The following is a 19,947-nucleotide window of genomic DNA, read 5'->3' on the forward strand; positions in this document are numbered from 1 at the left end:
ACGACAGACTGGACCGCCAGTTTCCGAATATAGCTCATTGGTTCGCCAGGAATCTTTCTTGCGTCATTAAGCCATTCGTTACTCATGATCGACTCTCCTCGTAATCCAAAACCTAACTCTAAGTATAGACTATGCTAGAATCGTCCGAGGTGGTTGATGGTCCTCTTGGCCGCAGGCGGCCCTGGTCAGGCTCACGCTGGGAACCGTGCGCGGCTCCCGTACACACCGGCCGGAACGCGGACCAAGGCTCGATCAGGCGTAAGCCGGGACAAACGCCCGCTCAGGATCGGTGACCGGGCCGTTCTCGCCCCAATAGGGGGAGAGCTTGCGCAACTGCGCGACAATCGGGGGCACGGCGCGGATCACCTGATCCACCTCATCCATGGTGTTGTAACGGGAAAAAGAGAAGCGCACGGTGCCGTGGGCGGCGGTGAATGGGATGCCCATGGCGCGCATCACGTGCGAGGGTTCGAGTGAGCCGGAGGTGCAGGCCGACCCGGAGGACGCCGCGATGCCCTGCTTGTTGAGGAGCAGCAGGATGGCCTCGCCCTCAATGTACTCGAAGGCGATGTTGCAGGTGTTCGGCAGGCGGTTGTTCGGGTCGCCGGTGACGAAGCAATGCGGCACGGCCGCCAGGATGCCCCGCTCCAGCCGGTCGCGCATCTGGCGCACCGCGGTCTTTTCATACTCCATATGCTGCATGGCTTCCTCGCACGCCTTGCCCAAGGCGACGATGGAGGCGGTGTTCTCGGTTCCGGCACGTCGGCCGCGTTCCTGGTGACCACCGCGCAGCAGTGGCCGGAAGCGGGTATTGCGGCGCAGGTACAGCACACCGACACCCTTGGGCGCATGGAGTTTGTGCCCGGAGAGCGACAGCATGTCGATGCAGGTGTCCTTGAGATTGATCGGCACCTTGCCCACGGCCTGGACCGCATCGGTATGGAACATGACCCCGGCAGAGCGTGCCAGATCGGCCATCTCCTCCACCGGAAACAGGGTGCCGGATTCATTGTTGGCCCACATCGCCGAGACGATCGCCACCCGATCCGACAGCAGGTCCATGTATTCGTGAATGTCCAGCCGCCCGCGGCTGTCGACCTTGAGACGATGGATCTTGTAGCCCTCCTTTTCCAACTGTTCGCAGAGTGCCAGCACCGCCGGGTGCTCCACCACGGTGGTGATGATCTCCTTACGCTCGGGCTGCGCCCGCAGCGCCGAGAGGATGGCGGTGGAGTCCGACTCGGTCCCACAGGAGGTAAAGACGATCTCGGAGTCGTGTTCGGCGCCGAGCAGGGTCTGCACCTGAGCACGGGCCTGCTTGAGGGCCAGGCCCACCCGATTGCCGAACTGATGCATCGAGGACGGATTGCCGAACTGCTCGGTGAAGAAGGGCAGCATGGCCTCCACCACGGCCGGCGAGACCATGGTGGTGGCGTTGTTGTCCAGATAGATACCTTGGGTCATGGGGTCGCCTCGGTTGAATCGTCGCTCGACAAAAGGGCTCAGTCGCGTCTGCGGTGAATCGTCTTGACCGTCCTCAGACCCGATGCTGCATGGCGCTGGCCGGCAGCACGCGCACGAACTCGCCCAAGTCCTCGACGATGCGCTGCTGTATGCCGTCCAGCGTGGTGGATGCCATCTGACAGCCGACACAGGCCCCGGTCATGTTCACATAGACATTTTTGCCGTCGACCTCGACCAGTTCGACATCGCCCCGATCTCGTTGCAGGTTGGGCCGGATCGCCTCGATCGCTCCTTCGATCCGGCGGATACGCTGGAGATTACTGAGTTTCTTGCCCTTGGCGAGCACCGGGGCGGCACCCGTGGGATCGAAGACGCGGCCCTGTTCCTTGAGGACCCGGGTCAGGATTTCCTCGACCCCCTCGTGACAGGCCGAACAGCCGCCGCCGGCCTTGGTGTAGTTGGTCACGTCTTCCACGGTGGAGAGCGCATTGGCGCGGATGGTCTCCTCGATCATCACCGCGTCCACCGCGAAGCACTTGCACACCAGCGCGCCTTCCGCGTGGTCGTCCTTCCACACCTCGCCGCGATAGTTGGCCACGGCGGCCTGCAGGGCTTCGCGCCCCATCACCGAGCAGTGCATCTTCTCGGGCGGAAGACCATCGAGAAAATCGGCGATGTCCTGATTGGATACCGTGAGCGCCTGATCCAGCGTCATGCCCTTGATGATCTCGGTCAGGGCGGAACTGGAGGCGATGGCCGACCCACAGCCAAAGGTCTGAAACCCGGCGTCTTTGATGATCTGCGTTTCGGGATCGACCCGCAGCGTGAGCCGCAACGCGTCACCGCACGACAGCGACCCCACCTCGCCAACGGCGTTGGCACCGGTCACCGCACCGGCATTGCGGGGGCTGAAGAAGTGCTCTTTAACCTTGTCCGAGTAATCCCACATGACAGTTCTCCGGAGTGCTCCGTTTGGCTTGAGTCTTGCTAAATCGATGAGAGAATTTCAGCAATCTCCATGCCACCGGGAAATCATTCGGTGGAACATTGACTTAAAAAGGAAAACCACAGCGTTGCCGACCCGCTTGTCGGCTCTGCGACAGTCCGACGCACCAATTGGGTGGGATATCCGACAGCACCGGGCAGACACCCGGAATCCGCTACTTTTTCTCAGGAGCCAGCACCATGACACTCGACCAACTGAGCCCCGGCGACCTGGTCTACGCCGCGACGCAAATCATCAACGACGGCGGCATCCCGGACCTGGCGGAAGACGCGGTTATCGCCGACGCCGGCACCCGCGGCGTGATCCTCAACATCGGCCATCTGGAGGAAGATCCGGAGCGTCCGCTCTATCTGGTCCGCTTCGAGGGACCGGATCTGGTGCTGGGACCGCCGACCGGATGCTGGGGAGAGGAACTCACGACGGAAGGGCCTGGAGCAACTGTGGGGCGACTGTAGGGGCGACTTCAGTCGCCCCTGAAGCCCCTCCGGATCTTGCAGAAATGCGCGGTCGGGTTGTTTACCAAATTTGGGCGGCATCGCGCGGCCCCTGGTGGATGCGGCGCGCGCGACCGCCGTGCCGAGTCCCTATCACCGAGCGGCGCGCCTTATCCACCCTACTGCTCCAGCGGAGCCGTTTTTGTAGGGTGGATAAGCGCAGCGCATCCACCATCCCGCTTGCCCGGTCTCTCGGTTCAGCCCCCGAACCCGTGCTCGGCCAGGAACTCGCGGGTCAGACCGCTCCCGCCGGATTCAGCCGCCCGCTCGCGCAGGAGCAGGCGTTCCAGATAGCGGGCGATCAGATCGACTTCGAGATTGACCCGCGTGCCGATCCGGTAACCGGCGGTGATGGTCTCGTCCAGGGTATGCGGAACGATATTGAGTTCGAACGCGGCACCTTCGACGCCATTGACCGTGAGACTCACCCCATCGACACAAATCGACCCCTTGTGCGCGATGTAGCGGGCTAACTCGGCCGGGGCCTGGATGCGCAGGCGCCAGGAACGGGCGTCCTGCGCACGCTCCATGATCCGGCCGACCCCGTCGACATGACCGCTCACCAGGTGCCCGCCGAGCGGAGTGGACAGGGTGAGCGCTTTCTCCAGGTTGACCGGACTGCCGGGGGCCAGCCCCCCGAGGGTGGTCAAGGATAAGGTCTCACGCGACACGTCGGCCGCGAAGCCGTCGGCGGCGAGGACCACGGCCGTGAGACAGACGCCGTTGACGGCGATGCTGTCGCCCAAGGCGGCGTCGGCGAGGGGGAGTTTGCCGGTCCCGATGGTGAGCCGCACATCCCCGCCGCGGGGCTCCAGGCGACGGATCTGACCGACGGATTGAATGATTCCGGTGAACATAGTGATGTGTCGGAAATAAGTTAAATAACGAATACAATCGTTGTCGTAATCGGATAATCGTTCTTCATCTGTGACTTCTGTGGATCACACCGAGTGGCCGCTTTGGCCGGAACGGCGATCATGGCCCTCGCGGGGGCCTTGATCGTAATCCCGGCCGGCGGTATGCGTAGTCAGGGCTTCCAGCCCTGACGGTGTCAGGCCAGGATGGCCTGACTACGCACCCGGCGCGCCCAAATGGCCGGAATCTTGATCGAGGCCCTCGCGGGTGTCATCACCTCGATTACGACAACGACCGAGACGCCAAAGGCGTTCTCTGATGGGCTTGCTTAACGCATGAGTGAACGGCTCATCGCGAACGACGACGCGTTCCTGAGCCGCCGCCGCGGACCCGCCGGCCCGAGGCCACTCACCGGGCCCCGGCGGTTCCCGGCCGCAGCAACAGCCGCAAATCGGGACCGATCCGCCGCACATCATTGATGACCAGCGGGATACGGTGCTCCATGTGCTCCAGTCCGGGGAGTTGGAACAACCCGCGCGCGCCGTCGCCCATGAGGTGCGGGGCCAGATAGAGAATCAGCTCGTCGATCAAGCCGCCGGTCAGCGCTGCCCCGGCCAGGATCGGTCCGGTCTCCAGCAGCACCTCATTGATCTCTTCGTCGGCGAGCCAGTTCATCAAGGCACGCAGGTCGACCAATCCATGATGGTCCGGAAACTGTTTCACCCGGGCGCCGGCCATCTCCAACTGACTCACCCGCCGCTGATCGGCCGGGGCTGAGCAAGCGATCACGGTGATCCCGGGCAAGCCGAGCAGTCGGGCACCCACCGGGGTGCGCAGGCGGGTGTCCACCACCACACGCCAGGGCTGGCGCACGGGTTCGCCGGGTTCCATACCGGGCAGATCAGCGGCGGTCAGACGCACGTTGAGCGAGGGGTTGTCGCCGAGCAGGGTCCCGACCCCGGTCACGATGGCCGAGTGTCGGGCGCGCAGATGCTGCACGTCAAGGCGCGAGAACTCGGAACTGATCCAGCGGCTCTCGCCGCTGGCCATGGCCGTACGCCCGTCGAGGCTGGCGGCAAGCTTGCAGCGGCAGTACGGCAGGCCGTTAGACATCCGTTTGATAAAGCCGGGATTGAGTCCCCGCGCCTCGGCTTCCAGCAGACCGGTCCAGACCTGAACACCGGCGGCACGCAAGGCGGCCAGCCCCTGACCGGATACCAGCGGGTTGGGATCGACCATGGCACAGTGCACCGTCGCCACCCCGGCCTCGATCAGCGCCTGGGTGCAGGGCGGAGTGCGGCCCTGGTGACAGCAGGGCTCCAGCGTCACATAAGCCGTGGCCCCGCGCGCCCGTGGACCGGCCGCGGCCAGCGCGATGCGCTCGGCATGCGCCTCACCGGCGCGCCGGTGCCAACCTTCACCCACGACGTCACCGGCCTGCACCAGAACACAGCCGACCCGCGGATTGGGGTCGGTGGTAAAGAGCCCGCGAGCGGCAAGGCGGATAGCCCGTGCCATCAGTTCCTGATCGGCCGCGGTCGGATCAGCAGCGGTCATACGCGTGTGGTCTCCTGCGTGCGGTCATTTGGGTTTGGGTTCCAGACCATCGAGCAGGTCGAGTTGTTGCCGTCGGACCTCAGGGGTCGGTTGCCGCTCCAGCCGATCGATCTCCTCGCGGAAGGCGGCCACATCCTCGAATTTACGATACACCGAGGCGAAGCGGACATAGGCGACCTGATCGAGCCCGCGCAGCTCATCCATCACCAACTCCCCGATCCGCCGGGACGGCACTTCGGACTCACCGCTCGACATCAGCCGCCGCTGGATCCGCGCCTGGGCGGCATCGATCTGCTCGGTGCCCACCGGGCGCTTCTCCAGCGCACGCATGATGCCCGAGCGCAGTTTACGCCCGTCGAAGGGAACACGGCTGCCGTCACGCTTCACCACGCGCGGCAGATTGAGTTCCGCCGCCTCATAGGTGGTGAACCGCTCCTTGCATACCTCGCACTTGCGGCGGCGACGGACCTGATCACCCTCGCCGGCCAGACGCGAGTCAACGACCTTAGTATCCTCGGCGCCACAAAAAGGACAGCGCATCCCGTCACGCCCCCGGTCGGCCGTCGCCAACCGCCATCGGGAAACGGACCCTGATCATCACCGCTGGTAGACCGGCAGCCGCCGACACAGGTCCAGCACCCGCGCCTTGGCGGCCGCGATCACCGCCGGGTCGCCACGTCCGTCGATGACGTCGCACATCCAATCCGCCAGGTCGCGGGCCTCCGCCAGGCCGCAGCCGCGCGTGGTCATGGCCGGAGTACCGACCCGGATACCGCTGGTGACGAAGGGTGACTGCGGGTCGTTTGGCACCGCGTTCTTGTTGACCGTAATATTGGCGGCGCCGAGCCAGGCGTCCACGTCCTTACCGGTCAGCCCCTGATGGATGAAGCTGACCAGGAAAAGGTGATCGTCGGTACCGCCGGACACCACGTCGTAGCCGCGGGCGAGAAAGACCTCTGCCATGGTCTGCGCATTCAGCACCACCTGGCGCTGGTAATCCTTGAAAGCGGGCTCCAGTGCCTCTTTGAAGGCCACCGCCTTGGCGGCGATCACATGCATCAGCGGGCCGCCCTGGGTGCCGGGGAAGACCAGCGACGACAGCTTCTTCTCGATCTCCGGGTTGGACTTCGCCAGGATCAGGCCGCCGCGCGGGCCGCGCAGGGTCTTGTGCGTCGTGGTCGTGGTTACGTCCGCGATCTGCACCGGGCTCGGGTAGACCCCGGCCGCCACCAGACCGGCCACATGCGCCATATCGACGAACAGGTAAGCGCCGACCGCATCGGCAATGGCACGGAAGCGCGCCCAGTCGACCACCCGCGAGTAGGCGGAGAAACCGGCGATCACCATGCGCGGCTGGTGCTCCTGGGCCAGACGCTCGACCTCGGCGTAGTCGATCTCACCGGTCGCGGGGTCCAGGCCGTACTGCACCGCGTGGTAGAGCTTGCCGGAAAAGTTGGGCTTGGCGCCGTGGGTCAGGTGTCCGCCATGCGCCAGGCTCATGCCGAGAATGGTGTCGCCCGCCTGGCACAGGGCCATGAACACGGCGGCATTGGCCTGGGAGCCGGAATGGGGCTGGACGTTGGCATAGGCGGCACCGAAGAGCTGCTTGGCCCGGTCGATGGCCAACTGCTCGGCGATATCCACGAACTCGCAGCCGCCGTAGTAGCGCTTGCCTGGATAGCCTTCGGCGTACTTGTTGGTCATGACGCCGCCCTGGGCCTCCAGGACGCGCGGACTCACATAGTTCTCGGAGGCAATCAGCTCGATGTGCTCCTCCTGACGGCGTTCCTCGCCCTCGATCGCCGCCCAGAGTTCCGGGTCGTAGTCACGAATCGTCATGGATTGGTCAAACATGGGAGGTCTCCCGGCAGGAAAAGCCGTTTAGTTTAGTCTGTTCCAGGCGGATGCGCTTGAGTTCCGAGCGGATGGTTTGCCACCGCAGCGCAGCCCATCCCCGCCTGGCGCAGGATCTGTTCGATCTGTCCCGCCTCGGGTGCCTTGATCACGGTTCCGGCCACGGGACATCGTAGTCCACCAGCGGCGGCGCGGGATTCGGTGGACTGCGCTCGCGCTTGTCCACCCTACGGCCGGAACCATGACCAAGACCCGTCAGGATACAGGGGCGCAGTCGCGACGAACCGAAGGCGTTGACCAACGTCAGGCGGCCGACCCTTGACACGACAGCCGCAGCCAAAATATGGGGTATTGTTCCATGTTTGGGCGCCCCATCATCTAAAATGATCGGCTTGTCTATCCCAGCCAACCAGGTTCTTGCAGCCATGACCGAGACGATTCATCACAGCGACCACCACGCGAACGTCGACCCCGGCGAAATCGGCAAGTTCGAGGCCCTGGCCTCCCGCTGGTGGGACCCGCAGAGCGAGTTCAAGACCCTGCACGACATCAACCCGCTGCGGTTGGAGTATATCGAGCGGACCGGCACCCTGGCGCAGCGCGCGGTGGTGGATGTTGGCTGCGGCGGCGGACTGCTCTCCGAGGGCATGGCCGCGCGCGGCGCGCGGGTGTTGGGGATCGATATGGGCGCCATGCCGTTGCGGGTGGCTGAACTGCATACCCTGGAGACCGGCGTGGCGGTCGACTACCGGCGCATCCCGGTGGAGGCACTGGCGGCGGAACGTCCCGCGAGCTTCGATCTCGTCACCTGCATGGAATTGCTGGAACATGTCCCCAACCCGGCCTCCGTGGTCAGCGCCTGCGCACGCCTGGTACGCCCCGGTGGTCACGTCGTTTTTTCAACCCTGAATCGCAACCCCAAGTCCTACCTGTTCGCCATCCTCGGCGCCGAGTACCTGCTCGGGATGTTGCCCAAGGGCACCCATGACTTCGCCCGCTTCATCCGGCCGGCCGAACTGGCGCGTTGGATCCGCGCCGCGGGCTTGCGCGCCACCGATATCACCGGGATGACCTACAACCCCTTGACCCGCACCTATCGGCTCACGCCCGATGATGTGGACGTGAATTATCTGGTGACCTGTGTGCGTGACGCCGATGACTGAGACCAGCCCCGGGCAGCGCAGCGCGACGCGCGGAACCACACCCTGATGCCGGGCGACTGGGGCTTCCCCAACCCCGCCACGCCGCCGGGTTCGTCCACCTATTACAGCCTGCGCCTCGCCCCGATCAGCCGGCGGGACGGGCTCGCCGCGTTGTACGGTTGGCGCTATCAGCTCCAGTCGGTGCTGGTTCAGGTCACTGATGCCGCGGTCGCCGCGGCGAAACTGCGCTGGTGGCAGGACGAGTTGGCACGTACCGTCGCCGGCACGGGAAGCCACCCCTTGACCCGGCAACTGGGTCCGGTCATCGACCGGCTCGGACTGCCCGCCGCGCCCTTCCTGGCGATGACCCACGGGGCCGCGGCCATCATCGAACGCCGTCGGCCGCGCGATCCGGACGCCCTGACCGCCGCGGCCGAGCAGGATCTGGGGGCACTCTTCGAACTCCTGACCCGCGCCGCGGGTGACCAAGACCCGGCACAGATCGATCGGGCACGGCGGCTCGGCGCCTACACCACCCTCGTCTACCAGATCCGCGACTGTGGCTGGCTGCTGCGTCGGGAACGTTACGAATTCGTGTCGACCGCGCAACTCACCGCACGTGGACTCCAGCCCGCTGACCTGACGCGGCCGACGCATCGGCAGCACCTGCCGGTCATCCTGTCCGAACTGGCGGCCCATGCGCGCCGACTGCGCGGCGAGCGCCGGGACCCGGAAGGACTGCCGACCCCGATCCGCATCCGCGTGCGCCTTGCGGATCTGCTGCTCGACGAACTCGCGGCCAGCGCGTTCGACCTCGCCGATCAACGGATCGCACTCACCCCGCTGCGCAAGCTCTGGCATGCCTGGCGCGAAAGCCGGCAACCGCCACCCCGCTCACCAAACGCCATTGAGAACCCGCACCCATGGAACAAGAACCCACACCCCTGATGCAACCACTACAGGACCGGATGATCCTGGTCACCGGCGCGGCCGAGGGCGTCGGACGCGCGGTCGCCTTGGCCGCCGCGACCAGGGGCGCGACCCTGGTCCTGAGTGACCACCCCGATGCCGACCTCGCCGCCGTCTATGACCAGATCGAGGCAAGCGGCGGGGCCCAGCCCGCCATCCTGCCGCTGAACCTGGATACGGCCGATGAGAAGGGCTGCCGCACCGCGGCCGATTTGGTGGGCAACTGCTGCGGGCGACTCGACGCGCTGGTCCACTGCGCCGCCTTTGCACCCTACCTCGCCCGCATCGACGACTACGACAGCGGCGAGTGGGAGCGCGTCCTGCGGGTCAACCTGACCGCACCTTTCCTGCTCACCCAGGCCTGCCTGCCGTTGTTGCGCGCGTCAGCGGACGCGGTGGTGATCTTCACCTCCGACCGGGTGGGCCGCACCGGCCTGGCCTATTGGGGCGCCTTCGCGGCAGCCAAGTTCGGCATTGAGGGCTTGGCGCAGGTGTTGGCGGACGAGACCCGCGACAGCAGCCCCATCCGCGTCGCCTGCCTCGATCCGGGGATCGTTCGCACGGGCCTGCGCGCCCGCCTTTACCCCGGCGAGGATCCGTTCACCCTGCCCGCGGCCGAGAGCGTTGTGCCGCGCTACCTGGACCTGCTCGAAGGCTCCGGATTCAGCCGCTCTTGAAGCCGACCGTCTGGTGACTGCCGTCGCAAAAGGGTTTGTTCTTCGACGCCCCGCACCGGCACAGGGCGACCTGAGTCCCCTCCCAGGCGACGCGTCCGCTGGCGGCACGGATGCTCAGGTTGCCCTTGACCAGCAGCGGCCCATCCACCAGCGACTTGATACGCAGCGGACCGCCCAAGGCCGTGAGCGGCGCCCCCCGCTCCCCGACAGACCCGAAGTCCTCGAACCCGGCCTTGAGGTGGCTGTTGTCGCAGAAGGGCTTGTTGGCGGATAGACCGCAACGGCAAACGGCGGCGCGGAACCCTACCCCCGGCATATCCGCGGGCGCCCCCTCGATCTCCAGATCGCCGCGGGCGTACAACGGGCCGTTGTAGGCGACCGTCACCGTGTTCTCCCCAGGGGCCACCTCGGGCCGGTCGTCATGGTCGTGGTACGACAGGGCCCCACTGGGACAACGTTCGATAATCTCGCGCACCTCCGCCTTGCTGCACTGGTCCGGAATGCACCAGGGCTCACGTCCGCTGACGAACAAGGTGCCGGCCGCGTTGCCGCACTCGCCGATATGGATGCACAGCCGTGCGTCCCAGTGAACGTCGATCGCGGCACCTGGATACTCAACCACCGCGTCCCGGCTCTCGTCTTGCGGATTCTCGTCTTGCTCGCTCATCTGGCTGACCTCTATGCTGGCTTTGACTCACGTACCGGCCGAACGGTAGACTCCGCGCGCACCAGTTTCAAGCGCCGGGAGAATCCTTGAGGGTCGGCAGTGCCAAACCTCGCCTAAGACGCCATGCAAGCAACCGCAAATCTCAACATCGCGGCGTTCGACACGATGCCCGCACCGGAGGAGATCCTGCGCCGCGTTCCCATCACGGATCGGGCCACGACCACCGTGCTGTCCGGGCGCGCCACGTTGGAGGCCATTCTGGATCGACGCGATCCGCGGCGGTTCGTGGTGATTGGCCCCTGCTCGATGCATGACCCGGTCGCCGGCCTGGACTATGGGCACCGACTGCGCGGGCTCGCCGATGAAGTCGCCGACGTGCTGGTGCTGGTCATGCGCGTCTATTTCGAGAAACCCCGCACCACGACCGGCTGGAAGGGATTTATCAATGACCCGTTCCTGAATGATACCTTTCATATCGCGGATGGTATGCAGATGGCGCGGAGCTTTTTATTGGCCGTCAATGAACTGGGGCTGCCCGCCGCGACCGAGGCGCTTGACCCGATCGCACCACAATATCTGGGCGATCTCATCGCCTGGACAGCAATCGGCGCACGGACCGCCGAATCGCAAACACATCGCGAAATGTCCTCGGGATTATCGACTCCCGTCGGTTTCAAGAACGGCACCGACGGCAGCATCGACACCGCCATCAATGCCATCCTCTCGGCGGCGCAACCCCACAGTTTTCTCGGCATCAACGCGCTCGGCCAATCATGCATCGTCAGGACCCGCGGCAACCGCTATGGCCATTTGGTGCTGCGGGGTGGCGACAGTCGTCCGAACTACGACACCGTCAGCGTTGCCATGGCGGAGCAGGCGTTGCTCAAAGCCCAACTGCCGGCCAATCTCGTCATCGATTGCTCCCACGCGAACAGCCATAAGCGGCCGGAACTGCAACCGCTTGTCATGCAGGATGTCGTCAATCAGATCCACGCCGGCAATCATTCGATCCTGGGCATGATGGTCGAAAGCTTTATCGAAGCCGGCAACCAACCGATTCCCGAAGACCCGGCACGGCTGAGGTACGGCTGCTCGGTAACCGACGCCTGTATCTCCTGGCCGACGACCGAGCACATGATCCGCGAAGCCGCCGCCGCACTGCGCACACGTGAGCGCGCGCGATGATAACAGCCACTCGCCGCCTGTCGTCGTCCGGGTGACGGTCAAACCACTGTGACTCAAGCCACCGCTTTCTGCTTTGACGGCCACCCTCTTCCGCGGACCTTTCGGGAGTGCTGCCTTGGCTTGAGCGTTGTGACGTGTCTGCTGTGTTCCGGCGCGGCGACGGCAGCGGACAGCGTCTGGAGCACCATTCAACTGCATGGGTTCGCCGCCCAGAGCGTCATCAAGACGAGTGACAACCGGTTCTTTGGCGACAGCCCCGAAACCTCATTCGACTCGACCGAGATCGGCATCAACGCATCGGTTCGACTCGATCCGAAAGTTCTTCTGGCCGGGCAGGTCCTGGCGCGACGAGCCGGCGACATGTATGACGGCACCCCATCGCTCGACTATGCACTGGCCGACATCGCACTGATCGCCTCCCCCGAGCGCATCCTCGGGATTCGCCTTGGACGCGTCAAGAACCCGCTCGGCCTCTACAACGAGACGCGCGACGTCCCATTCACGCGTCCCGGCATCTTTCTCCCCCAGGTGATCTATTACGACAAGGTGCGCAATATCGTGCTCTCCTCCGACGGAGCCGCCGTCTATGGCTCCCTGTACAACGACCTGGGGGAGTTTTCGCTGACGCTCATCGGCGGCTGGCCAGTGCTCGATGAAAACGTTCAGTGGACCTACCTCGGCGGGGACTTCCCCGGCACACTCAGACCAAACGGCTCGGTGTGGACCGGCAGCCTCTGGTACGCGACGGTCAACGAGCAATTGCGGTTCGGATTGAGCGGCGCACTCGCGTCCCTGCGCTACGCCCCCCACCAGAACGACATCCTCGGCCCGGGACAGACCGACATCGTTTACGGCATCGCTTCGCTGCAATACAGCGCGCAGCGCTTCACGCTTTCCGCTGAATACGGTCTGGAACCGGTGAAGTGGCGGAGCTATGGGCCATTGCTACCGCGACAGAAAGTCACCTCCGAGGGCTACTATCTGCAAGGCACCTATCGGATCCGTTCGAATCTTGAATTCATGGCATGCTACGAAGAGGGGGTCGCCGACCGCGACGATCGCGACGGCAGTGAGTTCGCAGGAGTGACTGGCGGAATGGTTCCCGCACATGCAATGTTCTCAAAAATCGCCACTGTCGGCCTGCGTTGGGATCTCACTCCCAACCTCATGCTGCGCGCCCAGTACCAATGGAACCAGGGCACCCTCGTGCTTTCCCAGCTGGAGAATCCGGACTTCACGCGCCAGCGTGAATACTGGAATCTGCTGGCGCTGCAAGTCGCGTTTCGCTTCTGAGGTCGCAACGCGGTGACTCATCGAATCGCCAGCAACTTAATCCATTGGCCGCAATGGATCACCATACTGGCCTTCACTGTCTTGGTGATGGCGTTCAGTCCCAGACGGGGTCTGACACAGGAAGTCATCGCGAATTCCGGTTTGCCAAACACCACCATCACCCGCAACGAGGCCCGGTTGTTCTTCTCGATGAAACTCGGCATTTGGCCGAACGGAGCGCCGGTTCAGGTCTACGTCCTGCCAGACGATCACCCGCTGCATCGTGAGTTCTGCACCCAGGTGCTCGGTTTGTACCCTTACCAACTCCGCCGCGTCTGGGATCGCCAGGTCTTCTCCGGCACCGGCCAATCACCCGTCACGATTTCGAGCGAAGCGGAACTGATCGAACGCACGGCGGCTTCGCCGGGCGCGGTGAGTTACGCGGCGAAGCCCCCGGAAAACCCGCGGGTCCGCGTACTGACCGTTAAGTAGCTACGGCGGTTGAATCAAACCGGTTCCGGCGGTTTGCGCAGAAGCACATTGTAGGCGTTGCCGGAGACCTCTTCCGCGACCATCGCAAGGCCGGACGCAATCAACTTCTCGCGGATTTCGGCGTGATGATAAGGCGTATAAAGGATGCCTTTGCGCATTCCCCACTGGTTGATTCGCTCGGCGATCCGTCGCAGTAACCACGGACCGCGCGGATACAGGAGGACATTTGCCGCCAGGGTGCCGCCGGGTTTGAGAACACGGACAACCTCCGCCAGGGCGCCGTCGAGATCAGGAAAACAGTGCACGGCATTGGCGATGTTCGCGCTATCAAAACAGGCATCCGCGAAGTCGAGCGACGACACGTCCGCGTGCAGCAGTGCCAGCTCGGGCCTGCCGGAGAAGCGTTGCCGCGCGCCGACGAGCATCGGCTCCGCGTAGTCAAAGCCGACAATCCGCACCCGCGGCAGTCCCTTCCAGCGCCGCCAGCGCAGGATGATAGCGAGCAGACTGCCGCTGCCGATGGCGACTTCAAGGTGATGAGCGCCAAGATTGCTCCCGAACAGTCGCACTTGCCGACCGAGGGTGCTCCGGTAGGCAAAAGTCAGAATGAAGAGTCCGCGGATGTCGTACCACCAGGGCGGCGATGAATAGGCGCGGGCGATGTTGTCGCGGGATTGATTCAACCTGGACGTTGACTGGACCATCGTGTTCTATGACCTGTGACTAGGCGATCACCTCAACGCAGCAGACGCAGTGCTGACGCGAGGACGAGACGCTGAAGCGGATTGGCGTTGCCCCAAGGGCGCCAGGTCTTTGCGTAGCGGTTGCGATAGGGGTCGAACTGTTGTCCCCAAGGGGCAGCCAGCACCTTGCCGCGGCACAGCAGAATCTTGAGCACTTGGGTCGCCGCCATTCCCGCGCAGATCTCACAGGCCATCGGCGTCGAGGGCCCCCGCTGACGCGCGAAATCGACCGCTTGCGGGTAGACCAGGTAACGCAGTTGCAACATCGCCGGCGAAAGGCCAACCAGAAAGCGGACCAGCTGCTCGTGTTCAGTCCGGCCTTGCAGGCGAAAATACGCCTCAAAGGTCATCTTTCCGGGCAGAAAGACCAGCATCGCGGCCCCCATGCCAAGCGGTGCCGCGGTGACTGAAGGTATGGCAAGTTCCGCGCACGCAGCAAAGACCGCACGCCGGGCGGCAACGGCGAAATAGTCCAGCCCGTCGAGATAGAGATCCGCATCACGCAGGAACTCAACCAGGTTACCACCGTCGATCGCCGTGTCGAAGGTTCTGAGATCGAGATCAGGATTGATGTCCCGCGCCATCCGGGCGAGCACCTCGACCTTGCGCTGACCGAAGGTGCTCACATAGGCACCGACCTGGCGATTGAGGTTCACTGGTTCAAAGATGTCCGGGTCCGCAATGGTGAAGCGCTCAACACCAAGACGTGTCAAGGTAAGCAGGTGGCTGCCGCCGACGCCGCCAAGGCCCGCAATCGCGATCCGCTTCGTTCGAAGCACGGCCTGTTCAGCGGGCGTCAGCCAGCCAAGGTTGCGCGAGAACGCCTCAGTAGTGTGATGAGGTGGAGTCGACATACAGCCATCAATCGATATCAACGCAGTGCGCATGCGGCGGCGCCAACCGCGTTTCCACTCGGAGGTTACCGGGCATCGGACACGGGTTCAGGACGCTTGGAAGTTGCTGCGAGTTCTGTACGCTCTCAGTGATCCAACTGTATAACTGACGGAACTCCTGACCCATCGTCCTCACGAATTCATCTGTATCGATGGCATAAACGGCTCGTATCCCGTGATAGTCTATATCGCGACCGACGCGATGAAAGTGGACACCGAAGCGAGTCAGCAAGCGCGGCAAGAACGGCTCCATGAGTGCGAACAAATTCGGTCTCTTAAGCCGTTCCGCCATCACTGCGGCTCCGAGCGTCAATCCGACCGAAATCAGTGGGAAAGTACGCCGCTCCGAATCCGTAAGCTCCCATAAGAGGGCCTTGCCGAAGCGGGTCATCGCCTCGCCCGGGCGGCGGCGAAAAATGCCATCAACAGCAAAACGCGAAGCCTCACACAGGTGCTCGCGGGGTGCCCTGAAGGCGATGAGCGGAGCCTCGTCAAGACTCCCGCTACACCATTTCTCGTAAGGCATCACATTGGAACTGCCTTTCACTGACGCCGGGCAGATTCGCACACAGCCAGCGGCCAATCCCGAGCCATTATGGGTCACCAAGCAGTGGGTCGCCGCCTCGTCGAACTCGTCCGCTTCCATTCCGTCCGGAAAGCGTTCAGGGGACTCATACCCGAACTCTTCACAATAGACGCGATAACGTATCCGGAGCGTCTCTTCAAGGTCCGCAGGGGTCACCGCCAAACCGAACATCGTGCGGCGCGCCTTATCCACCCTACAAAATTGCAGGTTTTGTAGGGTGGATAAGCGCAGCGCATCCACCATCAGCCCCGCCGACGGCTTCACGCTGGATGCTGCCGCCCAAATTTGGAATTGCTGCGTTGATCTCCAACACGCTACCGTCGGTCAGGGCGCGAACTGTCGCGATGCTCTCATAGTTGCCAATCAGGGCTGATTCACCGAAGACATCCCCAACCGACAATTCCGCAACAGTGACTTCCAGCGTCGACTGGTTCGGAATCTGCGCCCGACCCAGCACGGCCAACCCGCCCTGCTCGACGATGAACAAGGATTGACCGAGACGCCCCTCGGTCGTCAGATTCTCTCCCGCCACGAACGTACGGCGAACCCAGGCAGCACCGTCATTGAGGCGGGGACTGCGCAGCAAATCTTGCACGAATTCGAGAAACATAGTGCCACTCGACTCCAACCGGTCCTGTGCCTGCCAGCACCGCCCCGCTGCCGGACGCTCCTGCTGCTGACCGCCAGCGAGGCCAATCCGACACCGCTCCGTTGCCTTGAGGCCGACGGGGAGAGCCGGTGGTGAGCCCGCTCGCTCTGGCTGAGCATAAACCCACCGTCTGGAGCGAAGCAATCGCCGACTCAGAAAATCTTGAACGGCAACCCTCAGCGCAGACTGCCGACACCTTCAAGACCGAATGTCTGCAAAACGCCGCCGGCGAGGCTCGCCCCGAGGCGTTCAGTGAAGCGCTCGAACAGATCTTTCCTCTTAGTATACTCGACCAGGGTCTCGGCGCCGATCAGCTCCCGCGCGACAAAGCTGGAATTCCCCAGGCCGTCCGCCAGCCCCAAGGCGAGCGCCTGATCGCCGCTCCAGAAGAGCCCGCTGAAGACCTCCTCCCCCCCTTTCAGGCGGTCGCCGCGTCCGGCCTTGACGGCCGCAATGAACTGACGATGCAGATCGTCCAACACGACCTGGATGAACACCCGCTGCGACTCTGGGAGTGGGGAGAACGGATCGAGGATACCCTTGTTGGCCCCGGCAGTGAGCAGGCGCCGCTCGACCCCAAGGTCCTTCATGGCATCGACGAAACCGAAACCGTCGATGCGTACGCCAATCGAACCGACCAGGCTCGCCTTGTCCACGTAAATCTGATCCGCCGCCGCGGCGATGTAATAGCCACCGGAGGCGCACAGATCCACGGCCACGGCGTAGACCGGCATCTCCTTTTCATTGTCTTTCTTATATTTTTCCTTGAGCCTGCGGATCTCGTCAGCGATGTACCCGGACTGTACCGGACTGCCGCCGGGACTGTTGATCCGGATGATGACGCCTTTCACATGGTCCGCCTCGAAGGCATCGCGTAACGCCGTGATCACGCGGTCGGCGCTTGCCTCCGTCTCGGAGGAGATGACCCCCTTGATCTGGATCAGGGCCGTATGATCTTCACCGGTCTTGATACCCTCCCAGGTATTGCGCGCCAGGGCGGCCGCCAGAAGCCCAATCAAATACAACAGAATCAAAAGCTTGAAGATGTAGCCCCAACGTCTTCCGCGGCGCTGGTCGCGCAGGTGCTCCAAGGCCATCCGATTGATCAAAGACCGCTCCCAGTCCGGGTCACCGGGCGCCGGCATCGGCGCCTCGTCGCGTTTCCAGAATCGCCAATTCATCGCTGGTCCTCTACTCATGCGCGGGATAATGATGCGAAAGGGTTGAAGCGAAAACCGTGCCGGCTTCCGGGTCAATCAGGGTTGCCGGACCTAGCAGTTTGTCGGACTTGCAGCGTAAGAACTTGATTATAGAAGATAAAAAATTTGCGCCAAAAAAGCTGAAACTCTTTAACTTCAATCGGTTACCTCATCAAGTCCGACAGGCTGCTAGGGGCGGGTTTCAAACCCGCCGCTAAACCAACGCCATGTTTGGCTATCAGGTGCGAAGACGCCGATCCGCAGCGTGCGAACGCGTCGCTAACCAGTCCGGGATGGCGGCGAGCGACTGCACACACGCCAGCGGCCCGCACGCCAGCAAGCGCTCCGGAGTATGGACTCCGTAGCAGACGGCCAAAGCACCGACGCGGGCATTGGCGGCCATGTGCAGGTCGTATTCGGTATCGCCGATCATCAGGGTCTGCGCTGGTTCAACGTCCAATTCGTCCATCAGCTCCAGGAGCATCAGCGGATCCGGCTTGGAAGCGGTTTCATCAGCACAGCGGGTGGCCTCGAACAACCCGGCAAGCCCGGTCTCCGCCAACGACAGGTCGAGCCCGCGCCGACTCTTGCCGGTCGCAACCGCGAGCAAATAGCCTTGCGCACGCAACTGTTCGAGGGTCTCGCGCGCACCCGGGAACAAGGCGGCGGGGGTCTGGTCGGCGAACAGGAAGCGTTGCCGGTAATGCCCTGCAACCAGCCGCCGCTGCGCGGCGTCAGCCGTCGGCCACAGGCGCGCCATGGCCTCATCCAACCCCAGGCCGATGATGTCCGCGGCCGCCGCACGGCTGGGCGGCGGTTGGCCTGCATCAATGAAGGCACCCAACAGGCAGTTGACGATCCGCACCTGCGAGTCCATCAATGTGCCGTCCCAATCGAAACAGAGTAATGCGAAACTCATCAACCGGTCACCTCGACAGTTGCCGCTGCGGTGAGACGCACGAGCACCTGCTCCAACTCCGCCGGGAGGGGTGCGTCCACGCGGAGTTGCTGCTCCATGTAGGACGCGCGAAAGCTCAGGGTCCCGGCGTGCAGAAAGAGTCGATCGAGGCCCACGGCCTTGAGACGCCGATTGGCCTCGAAGTCACCGTACTTGGGATCACCCGCCAGGGGCGCCCCCAGATGGGCCGCGTGGACACGGATCTGATGGGTGCGTCCGGTGATCAGGCGCGCCTCGACCAGGGTCACCACCCCAAGCCCAGTGACTTCACTGAGCGGACCGTTGCAGACAAAGCGGCGTAACCGCTTGAATAGGGTTCGGGCCGACTTGCCGGCGACCCGGTCCACTTTCACCACCCGCTCCCCCCCCGACTGCCCATGCTTGGCCAAGGGCGCATCGACGGTGAGCGTCTGGCTCGGCAGATCGCCGAGAATCAGGGCAAGGTAACGCTTTTCCACGTCGCCGTCGCGCAATAACTGGTGCAGGTCGCGCAAGGTGCTGCGGCGCTTGCTGACCAGCAGGCAGCCCGAGGTGTCGCGATCCAGCCGGTGGACCAACTCCAACTCGGCGCCCGGACGCAGTTGGCGCAGGTTCTCGATCAGGCCGTAGCTCAAGCCGCTGCCGCCATGCACGGCGAGCCCGGCGGGCTTGTCGATGACCAGCAACCGCTCATCTTCGAACAGGACCGCCGCGGCCAGGCGCGCCAATGATCGCTCGGGCGCCCGCACGGGCTGCGTTGGCGCGGACATCCGCAGGGGTGGGAGCCGCACAAGGTCACCGGCCTGCAACCGGTAGTCGGCCTTGACCCGGCCCTTATTGACACGGACCTCGCCGCGACGCAGCACCCGGTAGAGGTGACTGCGCGGGACGCCCTTCAGATGACGGACCAGGAAATTATCGATGCGTTGCCCGACCGACTCCGCGTCGACACGGACCAGGGTGACGGCCGGGGCGCGATCATCGGAAGTCGGGAGGGGTAAGGCGGGGGTTGGATGGGTCGGAGTCAACGGGGTTGCATCCGGCCTTGCGGCTCAATTGCTGCCATAGATATTCACTGTTAGTATTCGGGCCTTGCGCAGGCGAGCGAAAGACTCAAGAACTTGCCGCAAGCGACGCGTGCATTCCGGAAGCCTTGACGGCCTTGATGGTGCGACGCGATGGTTTGGTGCCGATTGGCAGCTAAAGTGACTTGGCTGCCATCTGGACCGAGGCCGGGTCAGCCCGGCGAGACACTGAAATGAGTCGGCGAAGCGCTTGGGCGAGCTGCGGCACGTCCCACGGGTTC

At 63.8% G+C, this 19,947-nt stretch carries 21 protein-coding genes; 7 read left to right on the forward strand and 14 right to left on the reverse strand.

Annotated elements, in window-relative coordinates; translation table 11 throughout:
- Positions 1–252: 252 nt before the first annotated feature.
- Positions 253–1,464, reverse strand: a complete 1,212-nt coding sequence (nifS, locus tag QZY03_RS19450; RefSeq protein ID WP_295583820.1) for a cysteine desulfurase NifS — start codon at positions 1,462–1,464, stop codon at positions 253–255.
- A gap of 73 nt (positions 1,465–1,537) precedes the next feature.
- A complete protein-coding gene (gene nifU, locus QZY03_RS19455; protein WP_295583821.1) occupies positions 1,538–2,413 on the reverse strand; it encodes a Fe-S cluster assembly protein NifU in 876 nt (291 codons plus the stop codon).
- A 236-nt stretch (positions 2,414–2,649) separates the two neighbouring features.
- Between nifU and QZY03_RS19460 the strand changes: the two genes are divergently transcribed.
- Positions 2,650–2,925, forward strand: coding sequence for a nitrogen fixation protein NifZ (locus QZY03_RS19460; RefSeq protein ID WP_295583822.1), 276 nt, complete (start codon positions 2,650–2,652; stop codon positions 2,923–2,925).
- 236 nt (positions 2,926–3,161) lie between these two features.
- On the opposite strand, the gene QZY03_RS19465 is transcribed toward QZY03_RS19460, so the two are convergent.
- From QZY03_RS19465 to glyA, 4 genes are all read right to left on the reverse strand, one after another.
- Positions 3,162–3,821 carry a riboflavin synthase gene (locus QZY03_RS19465; RefSeq protein WP_295583823.1) on the reverse strand — a complete coding sequence of 220 codons (660 nt, stop codon included), beginning with the start codon at positions 3,819–3,821 and terminating at the stop codon, positions 3,162–3,164.
- A gap of 406 nt (positions 3,822–4,227) precedes the next feature.
- Positions 4,228–5,376 carry a bifunctional diaminohydroxyphosphoribosylaminopyrimidine deaminase/5-amino-6-(5-phosphoribosylamino)uracil reductase RibD gene (ribD, locus tag QZY03_RS19470; protein WP_295583824.1) on the reverse strand — a complete coding sequence of 383 codons (1,149 nt, stop codon included), beginning with the start codon at positions 5,374–5,376 and terminating at the stop codon, positions 4,228–4,230.
- A gap of 24 nt (positions 5,377–5,400) precedes the next feature.
- Positions 5,401–5,916 (reverse strand): transcriptional regulator NrdR, encoded by a 516-nt coding sequence (gene nrdR, locus QZY03_RS19475; RefSeq protein WP_026199811.1) that lies wholly within the window; start codon positions 5,914–5,916, stop codon positions 5,401–5,403.
- 57 nt (positions 5,917–5,973) lie between these two features.
- Complete coding sequence (gene glyA / locus QZY03_RS19480; protein WP_295583825.1) at positions 5,974–7,230, reverse strand: serine hydroxymethyltransferase; 1,257 nt, start codon at positions 7,228–7,230, stop codon at positions 5,974–5,976.
- 425 nt (positions 7,231–7,655) lie between these two features.
- Between glyA and ubiG the strand changes: the two genes are divergently transcribed.
- Genes ubiG through QZY03_RS19495 form a run of 3 tightly spaced genes read left to right on the forward strand, consistent with a single transcriptional unit; the run spans position 7,656 to position 10,018 of the window.
- Positions 7,656–8,393: a bifunctional 2-polyprenyl-6-hydroxyphenol methylase/3-demethylubiquinol 3-O-methyltransferase UbiG gene (ubiG, locus tag QZY03_RS19485; RefSeq protein WP_295583826.1), complete on the forward strand. Its 738-nt coding sequence runs from the start codon at positions 7,656–7,658 to the stop codon at positions 8,391–8,393.
- A gap of 45 nt (positions 8,394–8,438) precedes the next feature.
- Complete coding sequence (locus QZY03_RS19490; RefSeq protein WP_295583827.1) at positions 8,439–9,320, forward strand: squalene/phytoene synthase family protein; 882 nt, start codon at positions 8,439–8,441, stop codon at positions 9,318–9,320.
- Entirely contained in the window at positions 9,296–10,018 is a 723-nt protein-coding gene (locus tag QZY03_RS19495) for an SDR family NAD(P)-dependent oxidoreductase (protein WP_295583828.1), read from the forward strand. Before QZY03_RS19490 ends, QZY03_RS19495 begins: the two co-directional genes overlap by 25 nt.
- Here QZY03_RS19495 and QZY03_RS19500 read toward each other — a convergent pair.
- Positions 10,005–10,685 carry a CDGSH iron-sulfur domain-containing protein gene (locus QZY03_RS19500; RefSeq protein WP_295583829.1) on the reverse strand — a complete coding sequence of 227 codons (681 nt, stop codon included), beginning with the start codon at positions 10,683–10,685 and terminating at the stop codon, positions 10,005–10,007. The genes QZY03_RS19495 and QZY03_RS19500 overlap by 14 nt on opposite strands.
- Positions 10,686–10,808: 123 nt before the next feature.
- Between QZY03_RS19500 and QZY03_RS19505 the strand changes: the two genes are divergently transcribed.
- The 3 genes from QZY03_RS19505 (at position 10,809) to QZY03_RS19515 (ending at position 13,634) form a co-directional block, all read left to right on the forward strand.
- Complete coding sequence (locus QZY03_RS19505) at positions 10,809–11,870, forward strand: 3-deoxy-7-phosphoheptulonate synthase (RefSeq protein ID WP_295583830.1); 1,062 nt, start codon at positions 10,809–10,811, stop codon at positions 11,868–11,870.
- Positions 11,871–11,999: 129 nt separating this feature from the next.
- Positions 12,000–13,163: a TonB-dependent receptor gene (locus QZY03_RS19510; protein WP_295583848.1), complete on the forward strand. Its 1,164-nt coding sequence runs from the start codon at positions 12,000–12,002 to the stop codon at positions 13,161–13,163.
- A 141-nt stretch (positions 13,164–13,304) separates the two neighbouring features.
- Complete coding sequence (locus tag QZY03_RS19515; RefSeq protein ID WP_295583831.1) at positions 13,305–13,634, forward strand: hypothetical protein; 330 nt, start codon at positions 13,305–13,307, stop codon at positions 13,632–13,634.
- Between the two features lie 14 nt (positions 13,635–13,648).
- On the opposite strand, the gene QZY03_RS19520 is transcribed toward QZY03_RS19515, so the two are convergent.
- The 7 genes from QZY03_RS19520 to QZY03_RS19550 all read right to left on the reverse strand — a co-directional run bounded on the left by QZY03_RS19520 (position 13,649) and on the right by QZY03_RS19550 (position 19,669).
- Positions 13,649–14,338, reverse strand: a complete 690-nt coding sequence (locus tag QZY03_RS19520) for a class I SAM-dependent methyltransferase (RefSeq protein ID WP_295583832.1) — start codon at positions 14,336–14,338, stop codon at positions 13,649–13,651.
- A 32-nt stretch (positions 14,339–14,370) separates the two neighbouring features.
- Positions 14,371–15,264, reverse strand: a complete 894-nt coding sequence (locus QZY03_RS19525) for a ThiF family adenylyltransferase (RefSeq protein ID WP_295583833.1) — start codon at positions 15,262–15,264, stop codon at positions 14,371–14,373.
- On the reverse strand, positions 15,239–16,099 hold the full coding sequence (locus QZY03_RS19530) for a PEP-CTERM/exosortase system-associated acyltransferase (RefSeq protein ID WP_295583834.1): 861 nt from the start codon (positions 16,097–16,099) through the stop codon (positions 15,239–15,241). The genes QZY03_RS19525 and QZY03_RS19530 overlap by 26 nt, the downstream gene beginning before the upstream one ends.
- Complete coding sequence (locus QZY03_RS19535; protein WP_295583835.1) at positions 16,050–16,466, reverse strand: cyclic nucleotide-binding domain-containing protein; 417 nt, start codon at positions 16,464–16,466, stop codon at positions 16,050–16,052. The genes QZY03_RS19530 and QZY03_RS19535 overlap by 50 nt, the downstream gene beginning before the upstream one ends.
- 215 nt (positions 16,467–16,681) lie before the next feature.
- A complete protein-coding gene (locus QZY03_RS19540; RefSeq protein WP_295583836.1) occupies positions 16,682–17,686 on the reverse strand; it encodes a S49 family peptidase in 1,005 nt (334 codons plus the stop codon).
- A gap of 256 nt (positions 17,687–17,942) precedes the next feature.
- Entirely contained in the window at positions 17,943–18,623 is a 681-nt protein-coding gene (locus QZY03_RS19545) for an HAD-IA family hydrolase (RefSeq protein ID WP_295583837.1), read from the reverse strand.
- The gene (locus QZY03_RS19550; protein ID WP_295583838.1) at positions 18,623–19,669 is read right to left on the reverse strand and encodes an RluA family pseudouridine synthase; all 1,047 of its coding nucleotides are present in this window, start codon (positions 19,667–19,669) and stop codon (positions 18,623–18,625) included. The genes QZY03_RS19545 and QZY03_RS19550 overlap by 1 nt, the downstream gene beginning before the upstream one ends.
- Positions 19,670–19,947 lie beyond the last annotated feature (278 nt).

This window comes from uncultured Lamprocystis sp. (genome assembly GCF_903933125.1).
Lineage (GTDB): Bacteria > Pseudomonadota > Gammaproteobacteria > Chromatiales > Chromatiaceae > Thiodictyon.

What these genes read in the sequence shown, in the direction of transcription:
- nifS (WP_295583820.1), bottom strand. Translation starts at nt 1,464, where the DNA reads ATGACCCAAGGTATCTATCTGGACAACAACGCCACCACCATGGTCTCG.
- nifU (WP_295583821.1), bottom strand. Translation starts at nt 2,413, where the DNA reads ATGTGGGATTACTCGGACAAGGTTAAAGAGCACTTCTTCAGCCCCCGC.
- QZY03_RS19460 (WP_295583822.1), top strand. Translation starts at nt 2,650, where the DNA reads ATGACACTCGACCAACTGAGCCCCGGCGACCTGGTCTACGCCGCGACG.
- QZY03_RS19465 (WP_295583823.1), bottom strand. Translation starts at nt 3,821, where the DNA reads ATGTTCACCGGAATCATTCAATCCGTCGGTCAGATCCGTCGCCTGGAG.
- ribD (WP_295583824.1), bottom strand. Translation starts at nt 5,376, where the DNA reads ATGACCGCTGCTGATCCGACCGCGGCCGATCAGGAACTGATGGCACGG.
- nrdR (WP_026199811.1), bottom strand. Translation starts at nt 5,916, where the DNA reads ATGCGCTGTCCTTTTTGTGGCGCCGAGGATACTAAGGTCGTTGACTCG.
- glyA (WP_295583825.1), bottom strand. Translation starts at nt 7,230, where the DNA reads ATGTTTGACCAATCCATGACGATTCGTGACTACGACCCGGAACTCTGG.
- ubiG (WP_295583826.1), top strand. Translation starts at nt 7,656, where the DNA reads ATGACCGAGACGATTCATCACAGCGACCACCACGCGAACGTCGACCCC.
- QZY03_RS19490 (WP_295583827.1), top strand. Translation starts at nt 8,439, where the DNA reads ATGCCGGGCGACTGGGGCTTCCCCAACCCCGCCACGCCGCCGGGTTCG.
- QZY03_RS19495 (WP_295583828.1), top strand. Translation starts at nt 9,296, where the DNA reads ATGGAACAAGAACCCACACCCCTGATGCAACCACTACAGGACCGGATG.
- QZY03_RS19500 (WP_295583829.1), bottom strand. Translation starts at nt 10,685, where the DNA reads ATGAGCGAGCAAGACGAGAATCCGCAAGACGAGAGCCGGGACGCGGTG.
- QZY03_RS19505 (WP_295583830.1), top strand. Translation starts at nt 10,809, where the DNA reads ATGCAAGCAACCGCAAATCTCAACATCGCGGCGTTCGACACGATGCCC.
- QZY03_RS19520 (WP_295583832.1), bottom strand. Translation starts at nt 14,338, where the DNA reads ATGGTCCAGTCAACGTCCAGGTTGAATCAATCCCGCGACAACATCGCC.
- QZY03_RS19525 (WP_295583833.1), bottom strand. Translation starts at nt 15,264, where the DNA reads ATGCGCACTGCGTTGATATCGATTGATGGCTGTATGTCGACTCCACCT.
- QZY03_RS19530 (WP_295583834.1), bottom strand. Translation starts at nt 16,099, where the DNA reads ATGGTGGATGCGCTGCGCTTATCCACCCTACAAAACCTGCAATTTTGT.
- QZY03_RS19535 (WP_295583835.1), bottom strand. Translation starts at nt 16,466, where the DNA reads ATGTTTCTCGAATTCGTGCAAGATTTGCTGCGCAGTCCCCGCCTCAAT.
- QZY03_RS19540 (WP_295583836.1), bottom strand. Translation starts at nt 17,686, where the DNA reads ATGAATTGGCGATTCTGGAAACGCGACGAGGCGCCGATGCCGGCGCCC.
- QZY03_RS19545 (WP_295583837.1), bottom strand. Translation starts at nt 18,623, where the DNA reads ATGAGTTTCGCATTACTCTGTTTCGATTGGGACGGCACATTGATGGAC.